At 45.0% G+C, this 23874-nt stretch carries 24 protein-coding genes and 1 tRNA gene; 16 read left to right on the top strand and 9 right to left on the bottom strand.

Annotation, left to right across the window (positions count from 1 at the left end; genetic code table 11):
• Positions 1-201 precede the first annotated feature (201 nt).
• The 4 genes from ACXAFJ_RS09865 to ACXAFJ_RS09850 all read right to left on the bottom strand — a co-directional run bounded on the left by ACXAFJ_RS09865 (position 202) and on the right by ACXAFJ_RS09850 (position 3303).
• Positions 202-648, bottom strand: coding sequence for a MarR family winged helix-turn-helix transcriptional regulator (locus tag ACXAFJ_RS09865; protein ID WP_475323104.1), 447 nt, complete (start codon positions 646-648; stop codon positions 202-204).
• Positions 645-1790, bottom strand: a complete 1146-nt coding sequence (locus tag ACXAFJ_RS09860) for an Acg family FMN-binding oxidoreductase (RefSeq protein WP_475323103.1) — start codon at positions 1788-1790, stop codon at positions 645-647. The genes ACXAFJ_RS09865 and ACXAFJ_RS09860 overlap by 4 nt, the downstream gene beginning before the upstream one ends.
• A gap of 160 nt (positions 1791-1950) precedes the next feature.
• A tRNA-Arg gene (locus ACXAFJ_RS09855) sits at positions 1951-2027 on the bottom strand.
• Positions 2028-2163: 136 nt separating this feature from the next.
• Positions 2164-3303: a flagellar assembly protein FlgT gene (locus ACXAFJ_RS09850; RefSeq protein ID WP_475323102.1), complete on the bottom strand. Its 1140-nt coding sequence runs from the start codon at positions 3301-3303 to the stop codon at positions 2164-2166.
• Positions 3304-3458: 155 nt separating this feature from the next.
• On the opposite strand from ACXAFJ_RS09850, the gene ACXAFJ_RS09845 reads away from it, so the two are divergent.
• Entirely contained in the window at positions 3459-4094 is a 636-nt protein-coding gene (locus ACXAFJ_RS09845; protein WP_475323100.1) for a FlgO family outer membrane protein, read from the top strand.
• 9 nt (positions 4095-4103) lie between these two features.
• Positions 4104-4535: a flagellar assembly lipoprotein FlgP gene (gene flgP, locus ACXAFJ_RS09840; protein WP_475323099.1), complete on the top strand. Its 432-nt coding sequence runs from the start codon at positions 4104-4106 to the stop codon at positions 4533-4535.
• A 101-nt stretch (positions 4536-4636) separates the two neighbouring features.
• Here the strand turns inward: flgP and ACXAFJ_RS09835 are convergent, their stop codons facing one another.
• From ACXAFJ_RS09835 to flgA, 4 genes are all read right to left on the bottom strand, one after another.
• A complete protein-coding gene (locus tag ACXAFJ_RS09835) occupies positions 4637-5686 on the bottom strand; it encodes a lactonase family protein (protein WP_475323098.1) in 1050 nt (349 codons plus the stop codon).
• Positions 5687-5812: 126 nt separating this feature from the next.
• Positions 5813-6238 carry a flagella synthesis protein FlgN gene (locus ACXAFJ_RS09830; RefSeq protein ID WP_475323096.1) on the bottom strand — a complete coding sequence of 142 codons (426 nt, stop codon included), beginning with the start codon at positions 6236-6238 and terminating at the stop codon, positions 5813-5815.
• Between the two features lie 21 nt (positions 6239-6259).
• Entirely contained in the window at positions 6260-6577 is a 318-nt protein-coding gene (gene flgM / locus ACXAFJ_RS09825; RefSeq protein WP_475323094.1) for a flagellar biosynthesis anti-sigma factor FlgM, read from the bottom strand.
• An 88-nt stretch (positions 6578-6665) separates the two neighbouring features.
• Positions 6666-7412: a flagellar basal body P-ring formation chaperone FlgA gene (gene flgA / locus ACXAFJ_RS09820; RefSeq protein WP_475323092.1), complete on the bottom strand. Its 747-nt coding sequence runs from the start codon at positions 7410-7412 to the stop codon at positions 6666-6668.
• A gap of 75 nt (positions 7413-7487) precedes the next feature.
• On the opposite strand from flgA, the gene ACXAFJ_RS09815 reads away from it, so the two are divergent.
• Positions 7488-8414, top strand: coding sequence for a chemotaxis protein (locus ACXAFJ_RS09815; protein ID WP_475323091.1), 927 nt, complete (start codon positions 7488-7490; stop codon positions 8412-8414).
• Between the two features lie 9 nt (positions 8415-8423).
• Positions 8424-9251, top strand: coding sequence for a protein-glutamate O-methyltransferase (locus ACXAFJ_RS09810; RefSeq protein ID WP_475323090.1), 828 nt, complete (start codon positions 8424-8426; stop codon positions 9249-9251).
• Positions 9252-9384: 133 nt separating this feature from the next.
• Here ACXAFJ_RS09810 and ACXAFJ_RS09805 read toward each other — a convergent pair.
• Positions 9385-10589 (bottom strand): IS3 family transposase gene (locus ACXAFJ_RS09805; RefSeq protein ID WP_475321218.1). Its coding sequence is split into 2 segments (ribosomal slippage): positions 9385-10202 and positions 10202-10589, totalling 1206 coding nucleotides; the frame shifts between segments, so codons are not numbered across the junction.
• Positions 10590-10831: 242 nt separating this feature from the next.
• Between ACXAFJ_RS09805 and flgB the strand changes: the two genes are divergently transcribed.
• From flgB to ACXAFJ_RS09745, 12 genes are all read left to right on the top strand, one after another.
• Positions 10832-11227 carry a flagellar basal body rod protein FlgB gene (gene flgB / locus ACXAFJ_RS09800; RefSeq protein ID WP_475323088.1) on the top strand — a complete coding sequence of 132 codons (396 nt, stop codon included), beginning with the start codon at positions 10832-10834 and terminating at the stop codon, positions 11225-11227.
• A 40-nt stretch (positions 11228-11267) separates the two neighbouring features.
• On the top strand, positions 11268-11684 hold the full coding sequence (gene flgC / locus ACXAFJ_RS09795; RefSeq protein WP_475323087.1) for a flagellar basal body rod protein FlgC: 417 nt from the start codon (positions 11268-11270) through the stop codon (positions 11682-11684).
• A 16-nt stretch (positions 11685-11700) separates the two neighbouring features.
• A complete protein-coding gene (gene flgD / locus ACXAFJ_RS09790; RefSeq protein WP_475323086.1) occupies positions 11701-12408 on the top strand; it encodes a flagellar hook assembly protein FlgD in 708 nt (235 codons plus the stop codon).
• Positions 12409-12453: 45 nt separating this feature from the next.
• Positions 12454-13767, top strand: coding sequence for a flagellar hook protein FlgE (flgE, locus tag ACXAFJ_RS09785; protein WP_475323084.1), 1314 nt, complete (start codon positions 12454-12456; stop codon positions 13765-13767).
• Between the two features lie 188 nt (positions 13768-13955).
• A complete protein-coding gene (locus ACXAFJ_RS09780; protein ID WP_475323083.1) occupies positions 13956-14705 on the top strand; it encodes a flagellar basal body rod protein FlgF in 750 nt (249 codons plus the stop codon).
• A 19-nt stretch (positions 14706-14724) separates the two neighbouring features.
• A complete protein-coding gene (gene flgG / locus ACXAFJ_RS09775; RefSeq protein ID WP_475323081.1) occupies positions 14725-15513 on the top strand; it encodes a flagellar basal-body rod protein FlgG in 789 nt (262 codons plus the stop codon).
• A gap of 19 nt (positions 15514-15532) precedes the next feature.
• Complete coding sequence (gene flgH, locus ACXAFJ_RS09770; protein WP_475323080.1) at positions 15533-16309, top strand: flagellar basal body L-ring protein FlgH; 777 nt, start codon at positions 15533-15535, stop codon at positions 16307-16309.
• A 42-nt stretch (positions 16310-16351) separates the two neighbouring features.
• On the top strand, positions 16352-17443 hold the full coding sequence (locus tag ACXAFJ_RS09765; protein ID WP_475323079.1) for a flagellar basal body P-ring protein FlgI: 1092 nt from the start codon (positions 16352-16354) through the stop codon (positions 17441-17443).
• Positions 17444-17455: 12 nt separating this feature from the next.
• Positions 17456-18445 carry a flagellar assembly peptidoglycan hydrolase FlgJ gene (gene flgJ / locus ACXAFJ_RS09760; protein ID WP_475323077.1) on the top strand — a complete coding sequence of 330 codons (990 nt, stop codon included), beginning with the start codon at positions 17456-17458 and terminating at the stop codon, positions 18443-18445.
• Between the two features lie 170 nt (positions 18446-18615).
• The gene (gene flgK, locus ACXAFJ_RS09755) at positions 18616-20541 is read left to right on the top strand and encodes a flagellar hook-associated protein FlgK (RefSeq protein WP_475323076.1); all 1926 of its coding nucleotides are present in this window, start codon (positions 18616-18618) and stop codon (positions 20539-20541) included.
• Positions 20542-20552: 11 nt separating this feature from the next.
• On the top strand, positions 20553-21746 hold the full coding sequence (flgL, locus tag ACXAFJ_RS09750; protein WP_475323075.1) for a flagellar hook-associated protein FlgL: 1194 nt from the start codon (positions 20553-20555) through the stop codon (positions 21744-21746).
• 347 nt (positions 21747-22093) lie between these two features.
• Positions 22094-23518: a flagellin gene (locus tag ACXAFJ_RS09745; protein ID WP_475323074.1), complete on the top strand. Its 1425-nt coding sequence runs from the start codon at positions 22094-22096 to the stop codon at positions 23516-23518.
• The last annotated feature ends 356 nt before the right edge of the window (positions 23519-23874 follow it).

Here is a 23874-nt window from a genome sequence, read left to right as displayed (position 1 = left end):
CGCAGATCAAGGTGAAATAAAGGCTCGCTTGACTAGGGCGAGCCTTCCACATGAGTTAGGGGGTAACCCGATGCGTACTGTTGGATTCCAAACTTAAGGGGAGTTGGTTTCGTTCAGTAAAACAACTCTAGCTCAACTCAGATTAATAACAATTATACAAAGGGTTAAGATTGGTTAATGAATAACCGTTACCTAAGGGTACTAACGATTTTCATCAAGGATTTTTCTAACGCTCTGTAAAGCAGGAATGGTCTCAACAACACTGTTTACATCCATGTCTTTGGCTATTTTTGACATGTGCTCAACCACAATAACAATGGCTGAGTTGCGGTAATTTATGCCTTCTTCGGTTAAATAGACCAACTTCGAACGCGCATCTTTTGGATTAGGGCTTAACGTGACGTAACCTTTTTTCGACAAAACCTGCAAGGTATGCGTCATTGTCGGCTTGGTGACTTGAAAAGCTCTTGCCAAATCTAACGGTGTTGAACCATCTCCCAGCCTTACCATATGATTTAAGACACTGAAGTGAGAGGCTGACAATCCATCAGGTAATATTCGGTTCATTAAGTTGGTGCTTAATTGAGAAATAATGCCAACTTCGTTAAAGAACTGAAATAGTTGAATATCTTGTGGTTGTTCACTCATGAGCGGATAATTTTACTTTCTAATGGCCAACGTGGACTTCTAGGAATGACTTTACCATAGCCAATACGCCCTAGCATCTGTACCGTTCCACCATTGGGAGCGAGACGGCTATGAACATCTTGATAAAGCGAAGCCATTTCTTGGTATTCTTGCAGTGCTTGACTTAATGGATGTAACCCTAATCCAAGCTGGGTTGTAGTTAAGTTCAGTCTTAACCAATCACGACCGGCATTAATTTGATCGACTCGACTGTTACCTGGACTAACCAACCACACGTGTCCCATTGCCGTATCTGGACCTTGTAGGGCGAATGACAGTCCTTGAGCGTAAGCACTTGAGGTCGGGTCTAACATCTGCTTGCGATCCAGTTGTCCCAATAATGCCAAGCTTTCTAGGAAAGGGCCGCCAAGGTGAATACCATCTGGGTTGGCTTCAATTTCTTTCTTTCCAATTCGCATCAGGTCGACACTTTCTTTGTGTGTTCGAGGTGTTTCGGTTTCAACTATTAGCGCTTGGTTAGTGAGTACTCGCAGAGCTTCAACTTCCTGTGGGTTGTTGGTGGCATCAATAGCGGTTCCATGAGTTGTTATGTTTTTAAGTGTTGTGATGGCCTCTGCCGAAACGGGTTTGCTCATATCAAAGGCTTGTTTGTTTGAACGACGTTGCATGGCCCAATTAAACAGCGGATCAGCGGGTTTTGTGGTGGGTACAAAACGCACATGAGCAATGGGGTCTGTTGTTAGCTGTTTGGTATTTGAACCATTGGGGAACATAGTCACTTCGGTTTTAAAGCCACGCTGCTGCGCAGCGAGATCTAGCAACTCAAGGAAACAACCGTATCCGATAGTGATTTGGCGACTAAAGGGGTCCGTGTTTGGCAGTAGTCGATCAAGGTCCGCATATAAGGTGATTTCATCGGATGAGTGGATATCAACAAGCCAAGCTTGTCGGTTATGTGGGTTTGGAGCCAAGATTGCGTATGACAATGCAAACTTAATAGTTTCTCGGTAATCATTTCCTGCTTGTTCCCATGGCTGTAAAGCGGCGGTTGGCGTGCGAGTTGATAAAAATGTTCCAACGGAAGCGGCTGCAGCAACAACTACTCCACCGCCAAGAATCTTTATGAATTTGCGCCTTTCCATTGTCTTTTCCCTAAGTTAGTTAACCTTCGAACTAAAATGTAATTCAACACCTAACTATTGGTCAATAGTTAGATTTCGAACTAAGTTTGTTTTGGTACGGTTTTGCGATAAAAATCACAAAGAGAAGTGTGTGATTAAACGAGTGAAAAAGTGAAAGAAATGGCGCTCCCAGTAGGATTCGAACCTACGACCTGCCCCTTAGGAGGGGGCCGCGCTATCCAGCTGTGCCATGGGAGCGTTTTAGATGCGTTAATTTGGAAAGTGATTTGTATAGTAACTTGGTATCACTTGAGATTAGTCTAAGCCCATATTGATAGTCAATTGGTAACTTATTGAAACTTAGACTGAATCTCAGTGAGTCTAGAAAAATTGGTTACCTAACCATGAGTTTATGCATCACATCACCAATTTGAATACTGTTGGCGAGCTCCACTTGGTCTGGTTTTAGTTCTGCTTCGTTTTCGTAGACGCGAGTGACTGTCATGGTGATTGCCGATTCAGTCACTTTATTACGCGGTAACCCTTTTTGATCAATAAACGAGCCTGTGTGCCATAGCTTTAATTTGTCACCTTCTTGCACCCCATGCATTCGCCCTAGATCCATGGTGTAAACGTTGTTCCATTTGGCGACAATTTCCGGCAGGGTGATTTTGCAAGACACTTGAGATTCGAGGTCTAGCATAACATCTCGGCTAACACGCAGTAGCATTTCTCCATAGGTCGACGCCCAAAAACGCGCACTGCGAGTATCCACTTTACTGGTTTTTGGGAACGGCCATTTCGCAACTTCACGGTAGTTCTCGTTATAGACTTCGTTACCTGTTTTACCATCGTATACCGACAGCTCCATGGCGAACTGTCGATTAATTATGTCATCAGAAAGAAAGCCTTGCTCAAGTGTTGCCGTAAGATCAGTGATTTTGCCGCCCAGGATGTATTGCGCGCCAGTATCGCTGGCAATCATTTTTAAGCGCTCTGGGTAATCTTTACTGATTTCATAGTCGGTTGTTCCCACTGAGACAAAGCTGGTGGATTCTTCATCTAACTGTCGGTTAATGACCTCTGAGAAGTCATCTCCAAGTTTGTAGATTTGTCCCATTACCGCTTGTTGCGGAGAATCTAACTCAATATTGCCGATCAAAAATGTCTTTTTATACTGGTCAACGTGGCAACCCCTTGCCGAAGGGTAAATATCAATTCGTGCTTTGACCACGATAGCGCCATCGTATTCGTCCATTTCATCGACGATAAGATAACGAACTTCATGATTGGTGAACTGATATTCGGCGCGTTCCGCTTCGAGATAAGGTTTTAAGTTGCTAATGCTACCGATATCTGCGCCAGAAAATTGAATCGCCTTATATAAGGCATCTTCAAGAGCATGTACTCTGGCCACCTTTTCAGAAGAGACAATGGCCGCTCGACCCATGACTTCATACCATTGAGCTGAAACGCTGGTCGATACAGCGATTAGCAACAATCCAAACAGTTTCCATAGCCATGTTTTTTTCATCGTTTTCACCAAGTGGGTATGCTTTTTGCTTCGTTTTTACTTAGTTGATTTCGGCAAAGCTTTTGAATGTGACAATTCTACTAAAGCAAAGACCGTTCCAATATATGTAAAAACGCGGAATGGTTTAACTGCCAAGCGTGTTGGGAGATTGAGAGATGAAACGATGGCTTTCCCTAGTGCCTGCCTTACTTTTGACGGCATGTACCTATTCGCCGATATACAACGGTAAAGAACCTTATAGCGGTTCTCAGTTTATGTTAATAGAGAACCCGCGTCATACTCTTGACTTTTTTGTTGAGAGCATGACGGAAGAGTTGATGGTATCAAACACCAGTGTGTCAGCTCGAACTCCAATTGCGGTAACGTCGTTTGTTGACCTGCAGAATATGGATGCGACTAATTGGTTGGGTAACTCGGTATCGGAAGGGTTTATTCACCAGTTTCAACGTCGTGGGTTCAAGGTGGTGGATTTCAAAACCACGGGTACTATTCAGGTAACTCAGCAAGGTGACTTTGCGTATAGTCGAGATTGGAAAGATCTGGCTCAAGAGCAAGACATCCAATATGTATTAACCGGAACCATGTTACGCCAAGAGGGCGGGGTGCTCGTTAACGCGAGAGTTGTCGGAATGCAAACTCGTGTCGTCGTGGCATCTGCTCAAGCCTTCTTGCCAGCAGATCGAATTGGTCGTGACTTGGATACACTCAATAACATGCGCACTGAGGATGGCGTTCTGATTCGTTCGGACCCAAGTATTTCTCAACCTTACACTGTCATTTTAAGACCTTAGGAGCTCGCTATGAAAACTTGGATTTTAATCGCAGTGGCGTTTGTGATGGTGGGGTGTCAGCCTCTTCATACGATGAAGACGAATGAGTGGTTAACGGCCGTTGGTTACGCAAATATCAGTGAACAAAAAGGCCGTGACGAAGAAGAGAAGCAAGTTCGCGCTATGCGAGCATCAAAAATTGACGCGTACAGAGAATTGGCCGAGCAAATCTACGGGATGCGTGTGAGTGGACGTGCTGAGCTTGAAGATCAGCGTTTGGGAACGGAACTTACAACTGGTGCAGTTGATGGTGTTATTCGCGGAGCACAAGTGGTTCGTAGCTATAAAGTGGGAGACAGCTATGTGACTGAACTGCGACTCGATTTGGACAAAATGTACCGTCTGCGTGATTACGGTGAGATTCAACAAGTACCGGAAAAGCGTCAGCGTACCTTGTTTTAAGAAACGCGCTACCTCTAGAAATCAAGCTCTCATCTCTTAAAGAAAAAGCGACCAAAATCGGTCGCTTTTTGCTTCATGCAGCTTTTTAATCTGGTGAGGTATTAGTCTGGTGAAAAGCTTACGCAAACCGGGTTGCCGGTTTCTACAGAGAAACCTGAATAAGTACATTTGCCAGAAACGCGATCTAAACGATAGCTAGATACACTATGAGAGTCTTGATGGGCGACGACCAACCAACTCCCGCAAGGACTCAATGCAAAATCTCGTGGGTTTTTGTCATCTAGCGCAATTGTTTGAACCACTGACATCTTGTTCTCTAGTGATACACACACAATTTCCGAATGGCCACGTCCGCTAACGTATAGCATGTTACCTTCATTATTGAGACGAATTGCCGCTGCGGCTTCACTCGAATGTTGTCCAGAATATGGGCTAACACTGTCTATCAATTGCCATTCGTTGTTGATGTAACTCAGGTGCAGAATCTGCTCAGTTAGCTCACACAAGACAAACAATTGAGTTTCATCTTTACTAAATACCAAATGTCTGGGACCTGAACCTTCTGGAAGCGTTAAGTGGTAAGCATTGTCCTTAGAGAGTTGATTTTGCGTTATATGGTAAAAGCTGATCGTATCAGTACCGAGATCGACGGTGATTAGTTGGTTTGATTTTTTATTGAATTGAACAAAATGTGCATGCGGGCCATCCTGTCTTGGGTGCAAGCTTTGTGGCGAAGCATTCTTGATCTGACAAACATGTTCAAGCGATGAATCAGGATTCACACGATATAAATCAAATCCACCGCACCCATAACTGGCCGTGGCTATCCATTGCCCGTCGGGTGATATTGCGAGGTGACACGGATAGCTTCCACCAATATCGGCAACATCCAATTGAGATAACGAATGGTCATCATGACGCTTAAACAGATGCAGTCCTGGTTTATCGATTTGGTCAACTTCATTTATCGTCACTAAGACTTTATCTTGTTGGACTAGGTAAGACGGGTTGGCTAGTGGTAAATCGTAAAGATGAGGAGTAATTTTTCCATCATTGAGGTCGAGTTGAAAACTGCTAAGTCCGATTCCTTTGCCTTCAATAGCCCCAAGCGGCCTTGAATAACTTCCTGTATAAAAATGAGCAACAGCCATAACGTTTGTTGTGTTTTGTTATTGTTAATACAATCAAACTTTAGTTCTATTAAGGTTGCAAGATAGTTAACCTTTGTTGGTTCATTTTTGAGAAATGGTTCGAATCACGATGTTTTGGTTGGAGGGTTATGCTTTGAGATTGGTACCCAAAGTAGTCACATTTCGAGTATTGCCGTCAGCACCATAGGTCATGCCTAGTTTACCTTGGCTTTGTTGCATCATGTTTTTAAGTTTGTTGAGGCTTAGCTGAGCGCGTTCTAGCGCTTCACCATTAGCTTGGTTGGCCAGCTGACAATCAGAAATCTTGTCTTGAATAGAAAGGGTTAGCTCAGCAAGTTCAGAGCTGGAAGTGAGCAGTTCAACATCTGGGTGCTGCTTGATTTCGTTATCGGTAGACTGAATTTGAACGATGATCTGGACTTTTTCGTTAGCAACTTGCTCGATGTCTTTCGCGACTCGTTGAGTGATGGCAGACTTTTCTCGTTCGAGAATAGACATCAGCGAGTGAGCTGCTTTCAATTGGGCTTCAAGTAAAGACTTCAGATCAGCCATTCGTTACCTCAGAAAAAATGACTAGATACCGCCGAGGTCTTTTTCGAATTTGATCATATTGTCAGCCAGTTTTTCAGGATCAACGGTGTAAGAGCCGTTAGCGATAGCGGCTTTTATAGCGTCCACTTTTGCTTGATCAAAACTGGGTTGAGTTGCCATTTGAGAGTGCATTTCACCGATTGCCTTACCTTGCGAGCTCAGAGAAACGGCGTCTTGTTGAACGCTAGCATTACTCTGTGAGCTGGTCGCCTTACTGGCTTCTTGGGTGTCTCTTCGAGCAGAGCTTTTGGTCGATGTGGTCATCGTTTGCCCTGAACGAATGTTATCTATGCCTGCCATGATTGCCTTATCTAGCTTAATTGGGTTCTTGTACTGAACGTATCGACTGGCTTGTGATTTTCTTTAGCTGTTTTTTGTACAATTTCATTTAGAAAAACACGGTAACTTCAGATATTCCAGATACACGTCCTTCAATTATACGATTGGATTTACTATTTTTCACTCTTATTTGCTCACCATGTGACCCGTCTGAAAGGGCTTCACCTTTGGTCGAGATAACCATTCCTTGTTTCACAGCCTTAATGATGACCGATTCACCTCGGCAAACCACGCAAATATCGCGTGTTTCAATGATTTCACCTTCTCTCAAATTTCTTTTGGCTTTGGCACCAATAACAGAATTTATTGTGGAAAAGCCTTGCCGCCTTGAACGATGCAAGTCTACCATACTAATAGTAATGTCCTGTTCGGTAACGATTTGTCCACGGTTTAATGGTCGAGCTAGTGTCACTTGAGGGCCGGTACGAGTAATACGCACTGGTACGTAAAGTCTCCAGTTGTCAGCTTGGCAACGCACTAATACCGTCATACTGCTTGCATTTAAGCTGCTAGAATTTGATGAAGTTTCTAAGTTTTCTGGGCAATCTGTGACGAAAACTCGTGAATCAATATTGGCCGCATTGACTTCAAGCGTACCGCCTTCCGGGGCGGGAATTACCGTCAAAACGTATTGTTCAGCGGCATTCTGGACTACAGAAATTTGCTCTGCACTGGCTGAAAGAGCGTGCTGGCTAAAGAAAAACAAGAAAAAACCGATACATTTAAAAAAAAGTAACCAGATAGCTCTACAATTAATGATGGAAAACAGTCCTAAGATTGATTGACGACTCTTCATTCTTTGACCTTGTTTTTTGATTGCCTGAAGTAGACTACCATTTTTATAAAAAAAAGTTTGAATGGAGATAAGCATATGACGGGTATCCTTGATTCTGTGAATCAGCGTACACAACTCGTCGGTCAAAACCGATTGGAACTGTTGACTTTCCGCCTAATGGGACGCCAACGATACGGCATTAACGTATTTAAAGTTAAAGAGGTACTGCAGTGCCCGACGCTTACATCCATGCCAAATTTACACCGACTAGTAAAAGGTGTTGCCCACATACGTGGCCATACCGTGTCAGTGATCGATTTGAGTTTGGCGATTGGCGGTCGACCAACAACAGACGTTGAAAAGTGTTTTGTGGTTATCGCTGAGTTTAACCGAACCATTCAAGCTTTCCTCGTGACGTCTGTCGAACGAATCATCAATATGCATTGGGAAGCAATTTTGCCGCCACCAGAGGGTTCAGGCAAAGCGAACTACCTCACTGCTGTTACCAATATCGACAACGAACTGGTTGAGATTCTCGACGTTGAAAAGATCCTTGCAGAAATCGCGCCGCTTGATGAAACCATGGATGACTCTATCGGCGAAGAAATTCGCAAGGTGGAAGAAGAGAAAGAAATTGTTCGTCGTATTTTGATTGCCGACGACTCGACGGTTGCGAGAAAACAGATCGAAAGAGCCATCACCAACTTAGGCTTTGAAGTTATTTCAGTGAAAGACGGCAAAGAAGCTTATGACAAGTTGGTGGAAATGCAGCAAGAAGGCAGCATTTACGAGCAAATTTCTCTGGTGATTTCAGATATCGAAATGCCCGAGATGGATGGGTACACCCTAACGGCGGAAATTCGCCGCCATGCAGATTTGAAAGATCTTTATGTTATTCTTCACTCTTCATTGAGTGGTGTGTTTAACCAAGCAATGGTTGAGCGTGTTGGAGCAAACTCCTTCATCGCCAAGTTCAATCCAGATGAGCTTGGTAATGCGGTAAAAGCGGCGTTAGTAGAATAAGAGAAGTCGATGACAACAATATCGATCAGCGATCAAGAATATAAAGATTTTTGCCGCTTCCTGGAATCTCAGTGTGGGATTGTTTTGGGTGACAGTAAGCAATACTTAGTGCGAAGTCGCTTGAGTCCTTTGGTGACTAAATTTAAGCAAAATTCCTTATCGGATTTGCTTAGAACTGTGTCATCAGGACGAGACCGAGAGCTGCGTGTTGCTGCGGTTGATGCCATGACCACTAACGAAACCTTGTGGTTTCGTGACACCTATCCGTTTACTGTTCTTGCCGAACGCCTATTGCCAGAATTGGCGGCGAACAAACGTCCAATAAAAATTTGGTCAGCTGCCAGCTCTTCTGGCCAAGAACCGTATTCGATGGCCATGACCATTCTTGAGTTACAGCAGAAGAAGCCTGGAATGCTGCCAAGTGTGTCAATCACTGCGACTGACATTTCTGCCAGCATGCTCGACATGTGTAAACAAGGCATCTACGACAACTTAGCTCTAGGACGTGGTTTATCTCCGGAGCGTCGTCGTGCTTTTTTTGAGGATGTCGGTGACGGCAGAATGAAAATCAAAGACACGGCAAAGCGCTTGGTCAATTTCAGGCCGCAAAACTTAATGGAGAGCTATGCCTTGTTGGGCAAGTTCGACATTATATTTTGTCGAAACGTGTTGATTTACTTTTCTCCAGATATGAAATCGCAAGTACTTAATCAAATGGCCAACTCACTAAATCCTGGCGGCTATTTGCTACTTGGTGCGTCGGAGTCTTTAACTGGGCTGACGGATCGCTTTGAAATGGTACGCTGTAATCCCGGTATTATTTACAAACTTAAATAACACCGCCCCTCAATATAAAGTAGTTTTAGGCCCGAGCATTCGGGTCTTTTTGCGTTTGGTTAACGCTGCTCTATACTGTTGGCTCACCTTCGCAGAATATCTGTCCCGTCCTGATATAGGTTGACACTTTTGGTTAAAACGCTCGGTGAACTTCATCGGGCGTTTTGTAATTTAAAGCTGTATGTGGTCTCTGTTCATTATAGAGTTTTACCGACTCGGCAACCATTTTCTTTGCTTCATTCAAGTCATTCGGCTTACTCAGTAAGTACTCCATCTTTAAGATGCCGTTCACTCTTTCTGCTAGAGCGTTTTGATAACAATCATATCCATCTGTCATAGAGCACCTCACATGATATTTTCTGTGTAATGACTGATATTCCTCAGCGCAGTATTGAATACCTCTATCAGAGTGATGAATAAGCTCACCCTCGTAGCGTCGATTTTTCAAGGCCTTCAGGAACGCGCGCTTCACTGTTTGTGTCTTCATATTGTCATCGAGATGATACCCAACTATCTTCCTTGAGTAGGCATCGGTGATTAAACTGAGATAGGTATTTCCTGTTTGCGTTGCCAAGTAAGTAATATCAGCGACCCACAGCTGCTCCGGTTTCGTTGGAACCATGCCTTCTTTGATGCAGTTTGGATGGCAGTGAAACCGATGATGGCTGTTGGTTGTTCGATGATAAGCCCTACGATTGGGGACCAATAGACGGTGTTGTTTTAGCAAACAGAACAAATGGTCCCGTCCTACATCAATGTTATGTTGACTGAGTAAGTGTTTGAGCTTGCGAGTTCCCAAGCGAGGATGTTGAATCCGTTGCTCTTTGACGAACCCAATGACAGACTGCTCTTTCCGAATTCGCTGACGCTCTGACGTACAACGTTTATAAAATGCCTGCCGAGTAATGCCAATAAACTGACAAGCTTTCGTCACTGTGAGTCTTTTGAGCGTTTTTTCCTTAATAACTCGGCTTTGCGCTTCTTTGAGATTCGAACTCCAAAATCTCTATCCATGACTTTTACGACCGCTTCAAAGAAGTCCGCTTTCAGTTGAGTTTCCTCAAGTTGTTGTTCGAGTTCTTTTATTCGTTGTTCAGGAGTATGAGCAGAAGGAGAATCAGACATATCATTACCTACTGTGTTTGGTTTCTCTATTCCTTTAGACCAATTTAGACGACCGTGCTTACGAAGCCAAACCAAGACCGTGGACCGACCTTGGATTCCATATCGCTCTTGGGCTTGTATATAGGTCATTTCTCCTTTTTCTACTTGGTCAACAACCGCCAATTTAAAGGCAAGAGAATAATCTCGCTGGGTTCGTTTACTTGTTGATTTCATGACACTCTCCAATTTCATGTTGGGAATGTGTCAACCTTATTTAGGACGGTACAATCCGCTGACTTAAGAGTTACTCCTATCTCTCTTTTGTCTGCTTAATTCTTTTTAGGTGATTGGTACGTTTGTTGCTGAACCTTTTATGAGATCGAATTAAGAATCAAATAAAAGCGGCAACTAAAACTTGGTACACATATTGCTTTTATATTTTACAAGCGGTCATTTCTTTCAGTATTGAGGTTCACATGGCTATTTCTTTTGACAAAGCGTTAGGTATTCATCAGCACACAGTAGGGCTGCGTGAGCGCAATGCTGAGGTGATATCCACCAATATCGCACAAGCAAATACACCAGGCTTTAAATCAAAAGGAATGGACTTTCAAAGAGCTCTGCAGATGGCAACCACGAATGCTTCGTTTGGTCTTAACAGAACCAATGAACGGCACATTCCTGCCACGGCAAATGCGACGGGAGAAATGCAATATCGTTTGCCAACTCAACCGGATACCGGTGATGGCAACACGGTTGACGTAGATCTTGAGCGTAACTTGTTTATGCAAAATCAACTGCGTCATCAAGCGTCGTTAGATTTTTTGGGTAGTAAATTCAAGAATTTAACCAAAGCGCTAAAAGGGCAATAAGTAGAATAATCAAGCTGTTGAGCGAGTAGGAGTAAGTTAGATGAGCTTATTTAATGTATTTAATGTAACCGGTTCTGCGATGAGTGCGGAATCCGTTCGTCTAAACACGACTTCTAGTAACCTAGCGAATGCCGACAGTATTTCAAGTTCTGCCAAAGATACTTATAAAGCGCGCCACGCAGTATTTGGTGCTGAGCTAAGTAAAGCCAAATATAACCGTGACCACACTGTTCCAGTGAAAGTTTTAGGGATTGTTGAAAGCGATAAGCCACTAACGGCTGAGTTCAACCCAGATCATCCCTTGGCGAATGATGAAGGTTACATCTACAAACCGAATGTGAATGTTATGGAAGAAATGGCAAACATGATTTCTGCATCACGCTCATACCAAACAAACGTACAGGTGGCCGACGCAAGTAAGCAAATGCTGATGCGCACCTTACAAATGGGTAAGTAGGATAAGGAGTTAACACATGGCCGGTATCGATAATGTTGGTCAAAATGGCTTGTCCTACATTGAGCAGCTAAAGCAGCTCCAAGACAAAGCCAAACCCAACGAGACCACGGGTAAGCAGGACTTGAAACAGGAAGACTTTTTGTCTTTGCTGACCAAGCAGCTTTCTCAACAGGATCCGTTTAAACCTGTCAGTAATGACCAGATGATCGCTCAGATGGCATCTTTCGCCACTGTAGATGGCATCGGAAAAATGAACACTCAGTTTGAATCGTTGAATTCGTCAATGACATCAAACCAAGCACTTCAAGCTTCGTCGCTAGTAGGTAGAGATGTTCTTGTTCCGGGCGCCGCTGGCATTAAAGCGGAAGGTAAGGGTATGGCCGCCATGGTTAAGCTTCCTCAGCAGCTCGATAACCTTATGGTTCGCATCGAAACCGCGGCAGGGCAATTAGTGCGCACTTTTGATATGGGTGCAACACCAGCCGGCGATAACCGAATCCAGTGGGACGGTAAAGACGCAAACGGTAACCCATTGCCGGGTGGCAAATACAAGGTTAGAGCCTCTGGTTTGCTCAATGGTGAAAACAAAGAATTTGAAGTCTCAACTTACGCAAACGTAAACAGCGTATTGCTCGGTAAGGGAGACGGTAATGTACTGCTCAATCTGGCTGGTTTTGAATCACCGGTTCGACTAGCGGAAGTACTTGAAGTTGGCAAAGCATAAGTTGGCAAAGTCCAGTGTGACGCTAGCTAGATAGGAGATATAGGTATGTCATATATAGCTCTCAGCGGATTGTCCGCAGCTCAGTTAGATCTGAATACAACCAGTAACAATATTGCGAACGCCAATACCTTTGGTTTCAAAGAGTCGCGTGCAGAGTTTGGCGATGTTTACTCGAACTCGCTCTTTACACAAGCCAAAACGACTCCAGGACAAGGTGTTCAAGCATCGCAAGTCGCGCAACAGTTCCACGAAGGTTCCAGTATTTATACCAATAACCCAATGGACTTGCGTATCGCTGGTACTGGTTTCTTTGCTGTTGCTAAAGACAGACTCATACCACAGACCAGTGAGTTGACGCGTAATGGTGCGTTCCACCTAAACAAAGACAACTACATGGTTACTGCGAGCGATGAGTTCCTATTGGGTTACGCCGTTAATGCTGACACCGGAGATGTTTTGTCTTATGAACCTCAGCCAATTCAAATTCCTGCTGAGTTTGGTAAGCCAAAGCAAACGGCCAACATTGAAGTTGGGGTGAACCTTCCAGCGAATGGCGATCTAAAAGATCCAAACTTGTTTGATTTCTCAGACCCAGAGACTTACAACCGCTCGACGTCATCGACGATATATGACTCCATGGGGCAGTCATATAAGCTGACAACGTACTACTTGAAAGATCAAACCCAAGCGAACACGTGGCAAACTTACTACACGGTAACTGACCGTGATGGTGAAAAACCGCTGAATATCACTGGCGGTGACGCGATTTCTAATAACCCGAATGCGCCAGCACCTCAGGTTGGTCATACCATGCGCTTCAACAATGACGGTACTTTGGCAAGCCTTAACTCTGGCAACCCAATTTTGTCTGATACTTTGGGTGTCGCAGGGATTGACCTTAACGGTGCAGATGCAAACCAGACATTGAATTTCAACCTAAACTCAGCAACCCAGTTTGCCGCTCCATTTGAATTGACCAAGTTTGATGAAGATGGTGCAACCACAGGTTTCTTGACCAAAGTTGACTTCGACGAAAACGGGTCAGTATTGGGTACCTACTCAAATGGTGAAAATATCCAATTAGGCCGAATTGCTCTGGTTCGTGTATACAATGAACAAGGTTTGGATAAAAAAGGCGGAACCCAGTGGGATGCAACTCAGCACTCGGGTGACAAGATCTGGGGTGAATCTAACAAAGGTTCTTTCGGTAGTATCAGCAGTGGTACGTTAGAGCAGTCCAACATCGATATGACCCAAGAGCTGGTGGACTTGATTACCGCTCAGCGAAACTTCCAAGCGAACTCTCGTTCACTTGAAGTACATAACCAAACACAACAAAACATCCTGCAAATCCGCTAATTCCTGTCTTAGCGGTTCGAATTGGCCATCGGCAAGCGGCAACACTATGCAGCTCCGGTGGCCACTTCCATTCTATTTAAAGACTTCATTTCCTTACCTGAATTTAGTTTTAACCCATAAAATCAAAAATATAGACACTTGGCACGTCAATTGCTTATAACCCCTTATGCGATTGTCAGGAGTCAGTTATGGATCGTGCATTATTTCTCGCAATGAGCGGCGCTAAGCAAAACATGCAAGCAATGCAGCTCAGAGCCAACAACCTAGCTAACGTCTCAACCACAGGTTTTAGAGCCGACCTAGAGCACGCCCGCTCGATGCAGGCTTATGGTCAAGGGTTGCCTAGCCGTGTGTTTAGCATGACTGAGCGCCCAGGGCACAGCTTTGCTCAAGGTAATGTGATTACTACAGGACGAGATCTTGATGTCACGATTCAAGGCGATGGTTGGATTTCGGTACTTGATCAGTCCGGTACAGAAGGCTTAACACGAAACGGCAATTTGAAAGTCAATGCCAATGGACTGCTGGTAAATGGTAAAGACCAACTTGTACTAGGTGAGGCGAACGCCCCAATTACTTTGCCAATACCGCTTAGCAAAATCGAAATTGGTAATGACGGCACGATTTCAGTTGTGCCACAGGGCGCCCCAGCTGACGCCATTGAAGTGGTAGACCGGATAAAACTGACTCGAGTCGACAATCAAGAATTGTACAAAGACGTGAACGGACTATTTCGTTCGAAAAACCCCAATACTGAATTTGAAGCCGTCGGCGATGTGAAGTTGCTTACTGGTGCTATCGAAGGCAGTAACGTGAATGCGATTGGGGAAATGACCAGTTTAATCGACTTGCAACGCCAGTTTGAAATGCAGGTCAAAATGATGAGTACAGCAGAAGAAATGGACAAATCGTCCGATTCGCTGCTGCGAATGAGCTAATGGTTGGAGGTAACTAGATATGCATCCTGCTCTATGGGTTAGTAAAACCGGGTTAGACGCCCAACAAACCAACATTTCGACCATATCTAACAACTTGGCGAACGCCTCTACGGTTGGCTTTAAAAAGAGTCGTGCAGTATTTGAAGACTTGTTCTATCAAAATATTAATCAGCCTGGTGGCCAATCTTCTCAGAATACTGAATTACCGAGTGGCTTGATGCTTGGTGCCGGTTCCAAAGTGGTGGCAACCCAAAAAGTCCACACTAACGGTAACGTGCAAACCACAACCAACAGTCTAGATATGATGATTGAAGGCGACGGTTTTTTCCAAGTCCTAATGCCGGATGGCAACATTGGTTATACACGTAACGGCCAGTTCACCATTAACTCTGAGGGGGCTATTGTTACCTCTGGTGCTGGCTACTTGCTTGAACCAGAAATCGTGATCCCTGAAAACGCGACCAGCATTACTGTCGGAACCGATGGCGAAGTGTCAGTGCGAATTCCAGGACAAGTGGAAAACCAAGTGGTTGGACAAATCACCACCACCAACTTTATCAATCCAGGCGGTTTAGAACCGATTGGGCAAAACCTCTACTTGCCAACTGGCGCTAGTGGTGACCCTCAAGAGGGGGTACCTGGTTTGGATGGCTTTGGCGATGTTCGTCAATCTATGCTCGAAACCTCTAACGTGAATGTGACGGAAGAGTTGGTCAACATGATTGAAGCGCAGCGTGTCTATGAGATGAACTCGAAAGTCATATCCGCTGTCGACAAAATGATGAGCTTTGTCAATCAACAGCTTTAGGCTGGGTAGGAGTCTGATGATGAAATGGTTAGTAGTATTAGTTGTATCGCTCTTAGCTTCTGGCTGCAGTATGTTTCCGTCTCCGGTAGATACCCCGGAAGAAACAGCAGGGACGACGACGGTTGATGCCGTTGAAGGAGACCGCGAGGAAGCCGAAGATCAAGGCATCACAGACTTGTTGCGCAGTCGCACCGATCCAATTGCCGGAGACCCTGCATGGGCTCCGGTCCATCCGCAAGATCAGCCTGAGCATTATGCGGCAGAAACTGGTTCCTTGTTTAGTAACGCGACAGTCAGTATGTACGATGATTCTCGTCCACGTGGTATCGGCGATATCATTACTGTCACCTTGGAAGAAAGCACTAAAGCGGCAAAAAGCTCAGATGCTGACCTATCTAAAAACAACGCGGCTTCCATGGACCCACTAGAAGTCGGCGGTCAGCAATTAGACATTGGTGATTACAACTTCTCATACAACTTGAGCAACAATAACGCGTTTAACGGTAGCGCTGCGGCAAACCAAAGTAACAGTATTACCGGCTCTATCTCAGTAGAGGTGATTGATGTCCTTGCAAACGGCAATCTAGTGATACGTGGCGAAAAATGGCTCACCCTAAATACAGGTGACGAATACATCCGCCTTAGCGGCACGATTCGTCCTGATGACATTACCTACGAAAACACCATTGAATCCACACGTATTTCTAATGCTCGAATCCAATATTCAGGGACGGGTACCAATCAAGATATGCAAGAACCAGGATTCTTGGCACGATTCTTTAATGTAGCTCTATAAAGTTTCTCTGTGTCGAAGTTTTGGCATCAATTGGAGTCGAGCATGAAAAAACTCTTGTTACTAATAATGGCGTTTGTCGTTACCGCAACCAGCGCGCACGCTGCAAGAATCAAAGATGTCGCGCAAGTAGCAGGAGTGAGAAGCAACCAATTGGTCGGTTACGGTTTGGTGACTGGCTTGCCGGGAACAGGTGAATCAACACCGTTCACCGATCAAAGCTTTAATGCCATGCTGCAAAACTTCGGCATTCAATTGCCACCGGGAACCAATCCCAAATCCAAAAACGTGGCCGCTGTGATTGTCACCGCCGAACTCCCTCCGTTTTCTAAGCAAGGTCAGACTATCGATGTTACGGTATCGTCAATTGGCTCAGCAAAGAGTCTGCGAGGCGGTACCTTGATGCAAACCATGTTGAAAGGTCTGGACGGCCAAATTTACGCTGTCGCTCAGGGCAATTTAGTGGTTAGCGGCTTTAGTGCCGAAGGAGCCGATGGTTCTAAACTGGTTGGTAACAATCCAACCGCAGGTATGATTTCGAGTGGTGCTATCGTTGAGCGAGAAATTCCGACTCCGTTCTCTCGTGGTAATCACATTACCTTTAACTTGTACGAATCTGACTTCACGACCGCGCAGCGTATGGCCGATGCCATCAACAACTTTCTTGGGCCGCAAATGGCCTCTCCAGTCGATGCAACATCAGTCAAAGTTCGTGCACCGCGTGACGTGACTCAGCGTGTGGCCTTTTTGTCTGCCGTAGAAAACTTAGAATTTAACCCAGCCGATGGTTCGGCAAAAATCATCGTCAATTCTCGAACGGGAACCATTGTCGTTGGTAAACATGTTCGTTTGAAACCAGCAGCTGTCACTCATGGCGGTATGACTGTGGCGATTAAAGAGAACATGTCAGTCAGCCAACCCAATGCGTTTGGTGGCGGTGAGACCGTTGTTGTGCCTGATACTGATATTGCAGTCACAGAAGAGCAGGGCAAGATGTTTAAGTTTGAACCTGGCTTAACACTTGATGATCTCGTACGCGCCGTTAACGAAGTGGGTGCGGCTCCTTCTGATCTTATGGCTATTCTTCAAGCGCTCAAACAAGCAGGCGCGATTGAAGGTCAATTGATCATCATCTAGTTGGAGCACGCCATGATTAACGACAGCAAAGACATTGGCTTTATTCACGACATTGCCGGTCTAGATAGACTTCGTCAAGAAGCGGTGAGCAGCAACTCCGGTGAGCAGGACGCGGCGCTAAAAGCAGCGGCCAAGCAATTTGAAGCTTTGTTTACCTCTATGTTGTTCAAGTCAATGCGCGATGCCAACTCGCACTTTGAATCGGGGCTGATGGATAGTCAAAATCAGCAGTTTTATCGACAAATGATGGATGAGCAGATGGCCTCCGAAATGAGTGCTTCTGGCTCATTGGGCTTGGCCGATATGATTGTTGCGCAGCTTACGTCTGGGCGAGTTGATAATACTAATGCGGCCAATCGCAGTGATGACTTTTCCGCAGTAATGGAAAAAGTAAACCGCACTCGTCGCGCCCAAGCTGAACAGCCTTACTATCAACAACGTATAAACGAACAGACAGGCCCTAAGCTCTATGAAGTTCAAAATATAGAGCAAGTCGCTAGGACTAATGGGGTTAATGGGGTTAACAATACAGATAAAGTTCGATTCGACTCGCCGCAAGAGTTTGTTCGTTCATTGAAACCTTATGCGGAAAAAGCAGCGAAACTGCTTGGTGTAGATAGTGCGGTACTGTTGGCGCAAGCCGCGTTAGAAACCGGATGGGGCAAGAAGATTATCCATAATTCGGCTGACCACAGTAACAATCTGTTTAATATTAAAGCCGATAAAAGCTGGGGTGGAGATAAAGTCGCCAAGCAAACCTTGGAGTACCATCAAGGTGTTCCTGTTCAGGAGCTAGCAGCGTTCCGCTCATACAATAGCTACCAAGAAAGCTTTGATGACTATGTTCGTTTTTTACAGCGAAATCCTAGATACCACGATGCATTGCAACACGAAGGCAACTCTGAGCAATTCATTCGAGGTATTCACCAAGCGGGATATGCAACAGATCCTAACTACGCAGACAAAGTACTGCGAGTTCGAGCTCAGATTGAGCAAATGTAAGTTTCTTTTCTAAAGGCCGATCTCTTCGGCCTTTCTTTTGCCCTAAAACTCAATTTCTATTCACCTTCAGTCTCCATTTATCTTTAACTGGCATATTAATTGCAAAATCTAGGATAACAGCCGATTTTGGTTAGTTTTTTCGCAGTAACTCGTTAGGTTTTGGGGGCAATATGTCGTCTGATCTTCTGAATGTAGGTACCCAGAGTGTTCTTACAGCTCAGAGACAATTGAACACCACAGGTCACAACATTTCGAATGTGAATACCGATGGTTACAGCCGTCAGTCTGTCATTCAAGGCACCAACATGCCTAGACAGTATGGTGGTCAAACCTACGGTATGGGCGTGCATGTGGAAAAAGTTCGCCGCTCATGGGATCAGTTTGCCGTCAATGAACTCAACCTATCGACCACCAACTATGCCTTTAAGCGTGATGTTGAAGAGAACTTGGAAATGTTATCCAACATGCTCTCTTCCGTTGCCTCGAAAAAAATCCCAGAGAACATGAACGAATGGTTCGATGCGGTGAAATCATTGGCTGATAGCCCGAATGATATGGGTTCACGCAAAGTGGTATTGGAAAAAGCAGATCTAGTAGTTCAAAACCTTAATGACTTTCATAAAACGGTAAAAATGCAGTATGACGTCGCGAACCGGAAATTGGATTTAGGCATCGAGCGCATCAACCAACTGGCGTTGGAAATTCGAGACTTACATCGCCTGATGATGCGTACTCCCGGTCCGCACAACGATTTGATGGACCAGCACGAAAAGCTGGTGGCTGAACTGTCGGAATACACTAAAGTGACGGTGACCCAACGGAAAAATTCTGAAGGGTTTAACGTTCATATCGGCAACGGTCATACCTTGGTTTCGGGCACGGAATCCAGCGAGCTGAAAATGATTGATGGCTACCCTGACGTTCATCAACGTCGCTTGGCCATGATTGAAGGTAAGGGTATCAAAGCGATCACCAGTAAAGACATCGACGGTAAAATTGGCGCGATGTTGGACATGCGCGACGAGCAAATTCCGTATCTGTTGGATGAACTTGGCAAAATGAGTACTGCCTTTGCTTACGAGGTGAACTGGTTACAGACCCAAGGTTTGGATTTACGCGGCAATATCGGTGCCCTGTTATTTACCGATATGAATTCAGATTTAGTGGCGCGTTCTCGTGTTGTGGCTGAATCTAATTCTCAGGCCGAAGTTGGTGTGTATATAGAAGATATTAGTCAACTTGTGGGTGGAGAGTATTCGCTGCAGTTTGATGGCGAAGGATACACCATTACCCGCCCATCAGGAGAAACCACGCGCATTGTCCCAGAGCAGCCAGAGCAAGGTGAGCCTAAGCAACTGTTTATCGATGGCCTTCGCATTGATGTCAGCAAGGATCTCAACCCAGGAGAGCGAGTTTTGCTTCGTCCCACTCGTGAAGGCGCAGGACAAATTCAAGTTGAAACCAACGACCCAGCAGAGATTGCTGCACAAAGTTATGAAGCCTCTACGACCTTTGCCCAAGGCAGTGCCGAGTTCGCCATAGCGCGCGCGGGTCAGGTGCGTGAATTTGAAGTGCACATTTCGCCGATGGGCAACAGTTATATGGTGACCGATACCAGTGGCAATCGTTTAGAGGTCACCGATCTGGAAGGCAATGTTATTCCGCCTGAACAACAATTGTATCCACCTAATAAGCCTCTAACGGTTGGAGGCACCACATTTGTTCTTACTGGTGGCGCACTGCCAAATGATAAGTTTACGGCAAACCTTGTCCCATCCGAGGGTGACAACGGTAACCTACGTAAAATGCAAAGCATCCAAACCAATAAAGATTTGAACAACGGCGAATCAACGGTTTTGGATGTCTACCAAGATTTAAATACCAATGTGGGACTTAAAATGTCGACCGCTTCGCGCTTGACCGACGTCTCTCGATTGGAAAAAGAAGCCGCGCAAGAGCGCATTGCTTCGATATCTGGGGTCAACCTAGATGAAGAAGCGGCAAACATGATGAAGTTTCAACAGGCATATATGGCCTCATCCAGAATCATGCAAGCCGCCAACGATACCTTCAACACAATTCTGCAACTGCGTTAAGGGGGCTTTGAATGTTTAATCGTATCTCTAGCTTCCATAACTACCAGTCGGTGCAAAACGATTTGCGTCGTCAAGAGCACAAGGTTCATCACAACCAAGCTCAGTTGGCATCAGGTAAAAAACTGATGCGAGCCAGTGACGATCCACTTGCCACGCACTACATCCAGAACATTGCTCAGCAATCTGAACAGTTACGCCAATATATGGACGCGATTGTTTTAACGCGAAACCGTCTTGAGCACCACGAAGTCATCATTTCCAATACAGAAAAGTTTACCGATGAAGCCAAGCGCACTGTGATGGAAATGATCAATGGCTCATTGTCGTATGAAGACAGGGAAGCACACGCAAGAGAGATTCAAGAGCTCAGTAATAACTTCTTGAATCTGGTCAATGTGCAAGATGAATCGGGAAACTATGTGTTTGCGGGTACAAAGCCCAAGAACCAACCCTTCTTCCGAGACAATGATAATAATGTTGTTTACGCCGGTGATAACTATCAGCGTAAGATGCGAATCTCTAACACGCTTGAGATGCCTATCAATGACCCCGGCAGCAAGCTGTTTATGGAAATTGATAACCCATTTGGGGATTATCGCCCAGCCTATGAATTGAAAGGTGCATCTGAGTTGCTTTTAGAGCGAGCAACGAACACTAACCCTGATGATCAGTCCGCGTATGCGATTACCTTTGTGGAACTTCCTGGGGCAGAGTATGGTTATCAGCTGGAGCGTGACGGGGAAGTGGTCAAGGCCGATATCTTTGATCCCAATCGCGGCATTCAGTTTGAAGGTCTGTCGATTCAAATCAAAGGGCAAATCACTAAAGGGGACAGCATTAGTCTGGAACCAAGAAAGACCTACAGTATTTTCGAAACCTTTAAAGATGCCGCAGAGTATTCAAAGGAGTCGGTCTCTGATGTGTCGGCCAGTGCCGAGCTGCACAGAGTCACCGAAGAGTTTCATGCCGCTTTTATTCATTTGAATAAAGCGCGCACCGATGTTGGTGCTCGATTAGGTACGTTAGATATCCAAGAGCAGCAACACCAAGATTTTGAAATGACTTTGGCAAAGTCCAAAAGTAATTTTGAAGATCTTGATTACGCGGAAGCCATCATTGAGTTCAATGAGAACTCCCGTGCTTTACAAGCATCCCAACAGGCATTTGGTAAAACTAAAGACCTGACCTTATTCAATTACATCTAAGACAATGTTTGCCGTATGTGCCATGCCATACGTGCCTATTGTCGACGATGAAAACAAGTAAGGTGGACAGCGGCAAGCTAGCGGCAAGTTCATTGCCGTTGCCACTGGAGTTGGGAAGTCAAGTAAAGAGATAACGTATAGAAGTTACTTAAGTGTCTAAAAAATAAGATAAAAATATTTTTTAATTTTCGTTTATTTTGTTGGCACACATATTGAATATACCTAAGCAGAGTGAAATATAAGAATCGGCACGTGCCGGTTGAGCAAGTCATTTACGGTCAGTGCTTCCAACTGAGATTAAGCTGGCCGCTTCGCAAGAACTTGCGAACTCAATAGGAGAGCAAACTATGACCATTACAGTAAATACTAACGTGTCGGCGATGACCGCTCAGCGTTACCTAAACAAGGCAACGAGTGATCTCAACACGTCTATGGAAAGACTGTCTTCCGGTGCAAAAATTAACAGTGCAAAAGACGACGCGGCAGGTCTACAAATTTCCAATCGATTGACGGCTCAGTCTCGAGGTTTGGATGTTGCCATGCGTAACGCGAATGATGGTATCTCTATCGCGCAAACCGCAGAAGGTGCGATGAATGAGTCAACCAACATACTGCAACGTATGCGTGACTTGGCCCTACAATCGGCAAACGGCACTAACTCTTTGTCAGAGCGTCAAGCTTTGAACGAAGAGACTATGGCACTGCAAGACGAACTCAACCGTATCGCTGAAACTACCTCATTTGGTGGACGTAAGCTACTTAATGGCTCATTTGGTGAGGCTTCTTTCCAGATTGGTGCCAGCTCAGGTGAAGCTATCATCATGGGTTTGACCAGCGTACGTGCTGATGATTATCGAATGGGCGGTCAGTCATTCATTTCAAACGAAATGAAAAACAAAGACTGGGGCGTGCCTGAAGATGCCAACGATATCCAATTGCAGCTGGTAACGAAAGCGGGCGAAGAGATCAAAGTTAACATTAATGCCAAAGCGGGCGATGACATCGAAGAAGTTGCCACTTACATTAATGGTCAAAACGATTACGTTACGGCTTCGGTCGATGAAAATGGCCGCTTGCAACTCTTTGTCGCCGAACCTGATATATCCAGTGACATGGTAGTAACAGGCGGATTGGCTAGAGAGCTAGGTCTACCCAACTTCCTTGCTCAGAATTCTGTTGATGAGAATTGGACAGTCACACCAACAAACAACTCATTTACTGCAACTTTTACCGATGAAGCAGGCGTACAACAAGTCTTTACTGCGACCGGAACCGATGGTCAGACTATGGGTGAGTTTGTTGATACCATCAATGCGCAAGGTGGCTTAGTAACGGCTAAAGCGGATGACCGCGGCCAATTGATGCTGTTTGTTGATGACTCAGTGGCAACTCAACAAGTTGAGTTTAGCGGACCGTTAGCAAATGAACTGTCTCTAGTGGGTAACCCAGGTGTACCAACGACGGTTCAAGATATTGATATTACCTCCGCTGGTGGTGCTCAAAACGCGGTAGGTATTATTGATGCGGCTTTGAAGTATGTTGACTCACAACGTGCTGACCTCGGTGCGAAACAAAACCGACTCAGCCACAGTATTAACAACTTGGCGAATATCCAAGAAAACGTTGAGGCGTCGAACAGTCGAATTCGCGATACCGATTTTGCGAAGGAAACGACGGCGATGACCAAAGCGCAAATATTGCAACAAGCTGGTACCTCAATACTGGCTCAAGCAAAACAGTTGCCAAACTCTGCGATGTCATTATTGCAGTAGTAGCAATACCCTTCATTGACGTTAACTCAGACGTGAGGTCTTTAGAGGGTTATTGGCAAACGTGGTACTTAAAAGTTGAAAAGTTCTCTCTCAAAACCTGCTTTTTGATTTTGAAGTCACCACACCTAGGCAGCCAAAATGTGTGTTCATTTCTCTCGATCTCCACATTGGCATTGGCTCCGGATAGCCCCGGTTCTCTCAAAGCAGGGGCTTTTTCTTTCCAAGGCACGCTTTAGCATTTGTTGAAGCGTGCCTTATCTTTTCTAGATACCAAAGATTTGCATAAAAACGCTCTAGTAAGTGATTGCGAATTTGTTTTTAGCTCCATATGGCACCTCTACTGCTATTTGATGGCA

It is taken from the genome of Vibrio sp. ABH4_348 (assembly GCF_056159765.1).
Note: the sequence above shows the minus strand (reverse complement) of the source record. Positions and strands in the feature narration are given on the sequence as shown.

Coding starts and splice junctions, on each gene's coding strand:
- ACXAFJ_RS09865 (WP_475323104.1), bottom strand. CDS start 648: ATGAGTGAACAACCACAAGATATTCAACTATTTCAGTTCTTTAACGAA.
- ACXAFJ_RS09860 (WP_475323103.1), bottom strand. CDS start 1,790: ATGGAAAGGCGCAAATTCATAAAGATTCTTGGCGGTGGAGTAGTTGTT.
- ACXAFJ_RS09850 (WP_475323102.1), bottom strand. CDS start 3,303: ATGAAAAAAACATGGCTATGGAAACTGTTTGGATTGTTGCTAATCGCT.
- ACXAFJ_RS09845 (WP_475323100.1), top strand. CDS start 3,459: ATGAAACGATGGCTTTCCCTAGTGCCTGCCTTACTTTTGACGGCATGT.
- flgP (WP_475323099.1), top strand. CDS start 4,104: ATGAAAACTTGGATTTTAATCGCAGTGGCGTTTGTGATGGTGGGGTGT.
- ACXAFJ_RS09835 (WP_475323098.1), bottom strand. CDS start 5,686: ATGGCTGTTGCTCATTTTTATACAGGAAGTTATTCAAGGCCGCTTGGG.
- ACXAFJ_RS09830 (WP_475323096.1), bottom strand. CDS start 6,238: ATGGCTGATCTGAAGTCTTTACTTGAAGCCCAATTGAAAGCAGCTCAC.
- flgM (WP_475323094.1), bottom strand. CDS start 6,577: ATGGCAGGCATAGATAACATTCGTTCAGGGCAAACGATGACCACATCG.
- flgA (WP_475323092.1), bottom strand. CDS start 7,412: ATGAAGAGTCGTCAATCAATCTTAGGACTGTTTTCCATCATTAATTGT.
- ACXAFJ_RS09815 (WP_475323091.1), top strand. CDS start 7,488: ATGACGGGTATCCTTGATTCTGTGAATCAGCGTACACAACTCGTCGGT.
- ACXAFJ_RS09810 (WP_475323090.1), top strand. CDS start 8,424: ATGACAACAATATCGATCAGCGATCAAGAATATAAAGATTTTTGCCGC.
- flgB (WP_475323088.1), top strand. CDS start 10,832: ATGGCTATTTCTTTTGACAAAGCGTTAGGTATTCATCAGCACACAGTA.
- flgC (WP_475323087.1), top strand. CDS start 11,268: ATGAGCTTATTTAATGTATTTAATGTAACCGGTTCTGCGATGAGTGCG.
- flgD (WP_475323086.1), top strand. CDS start 11,701: ATGGCCGGTATCGATAATGTTGGTCAAAATGGCTTGTCCTACATTGAG.
- flgE (WP_475323084.1), top strand. CDS start 12,454: ATGTCATATATAGCTCTCAGCGGATTGTCCGCAGCTCAGTTAGATCTG.
- ACXAFJ_RS09780 (WP_475323083.1), top strand. CDS start 13,956: ATGGATCGTGCATTATTTCTCGCAATGAGCGGCGCTAAGCAAAACATG.
- flgG (WP_475323081.1), top strand. CDS start 14,725: ATGCATCCTGCTCTATGGGTTAGTAAAACCGGGTTAGACGCCCAACAA.
- flgH (WP_475323080.1), top strand. CDS start 15,533: ATGAAATGGTTAGTAGTATTAGTTGTATCGCTCTTAGCTTCTGGCTGC.
- ACXAFJ_RS09765 (WP_475323079.1), top strand. CDS start 16,352: ATGAAAAAACTCTTGTTACTAATAATGGCGTTTGTCGTTACCGCAACC.
- flgJ (WP_475323077.1), top strand. CDS start 17,456: ATGATTAACGACAGCAAAGACATTGGCTTTATTCACGACATTGCCGGT.
- flgK (WP_475323076.1), top strand. CDS start 18,616: ATGTCGTCTGATCTTCTGAATGTAGGTACCCAGAGTGTTCTTACAGCT.
- flgL (WP_475323075.1), top strand. CDS start 20,553: ATGTTTAATCGTATCTCTAGCTTCCATAACTACCAGTCGGTGCAAAAC.
- ACXAFJ_RS09745 (WP_475323074.1), top strand. CDS start 22,094: ATGACCATTACAGTAAATACTAACGTGTCGGCGATGACCGCTCAGCGT.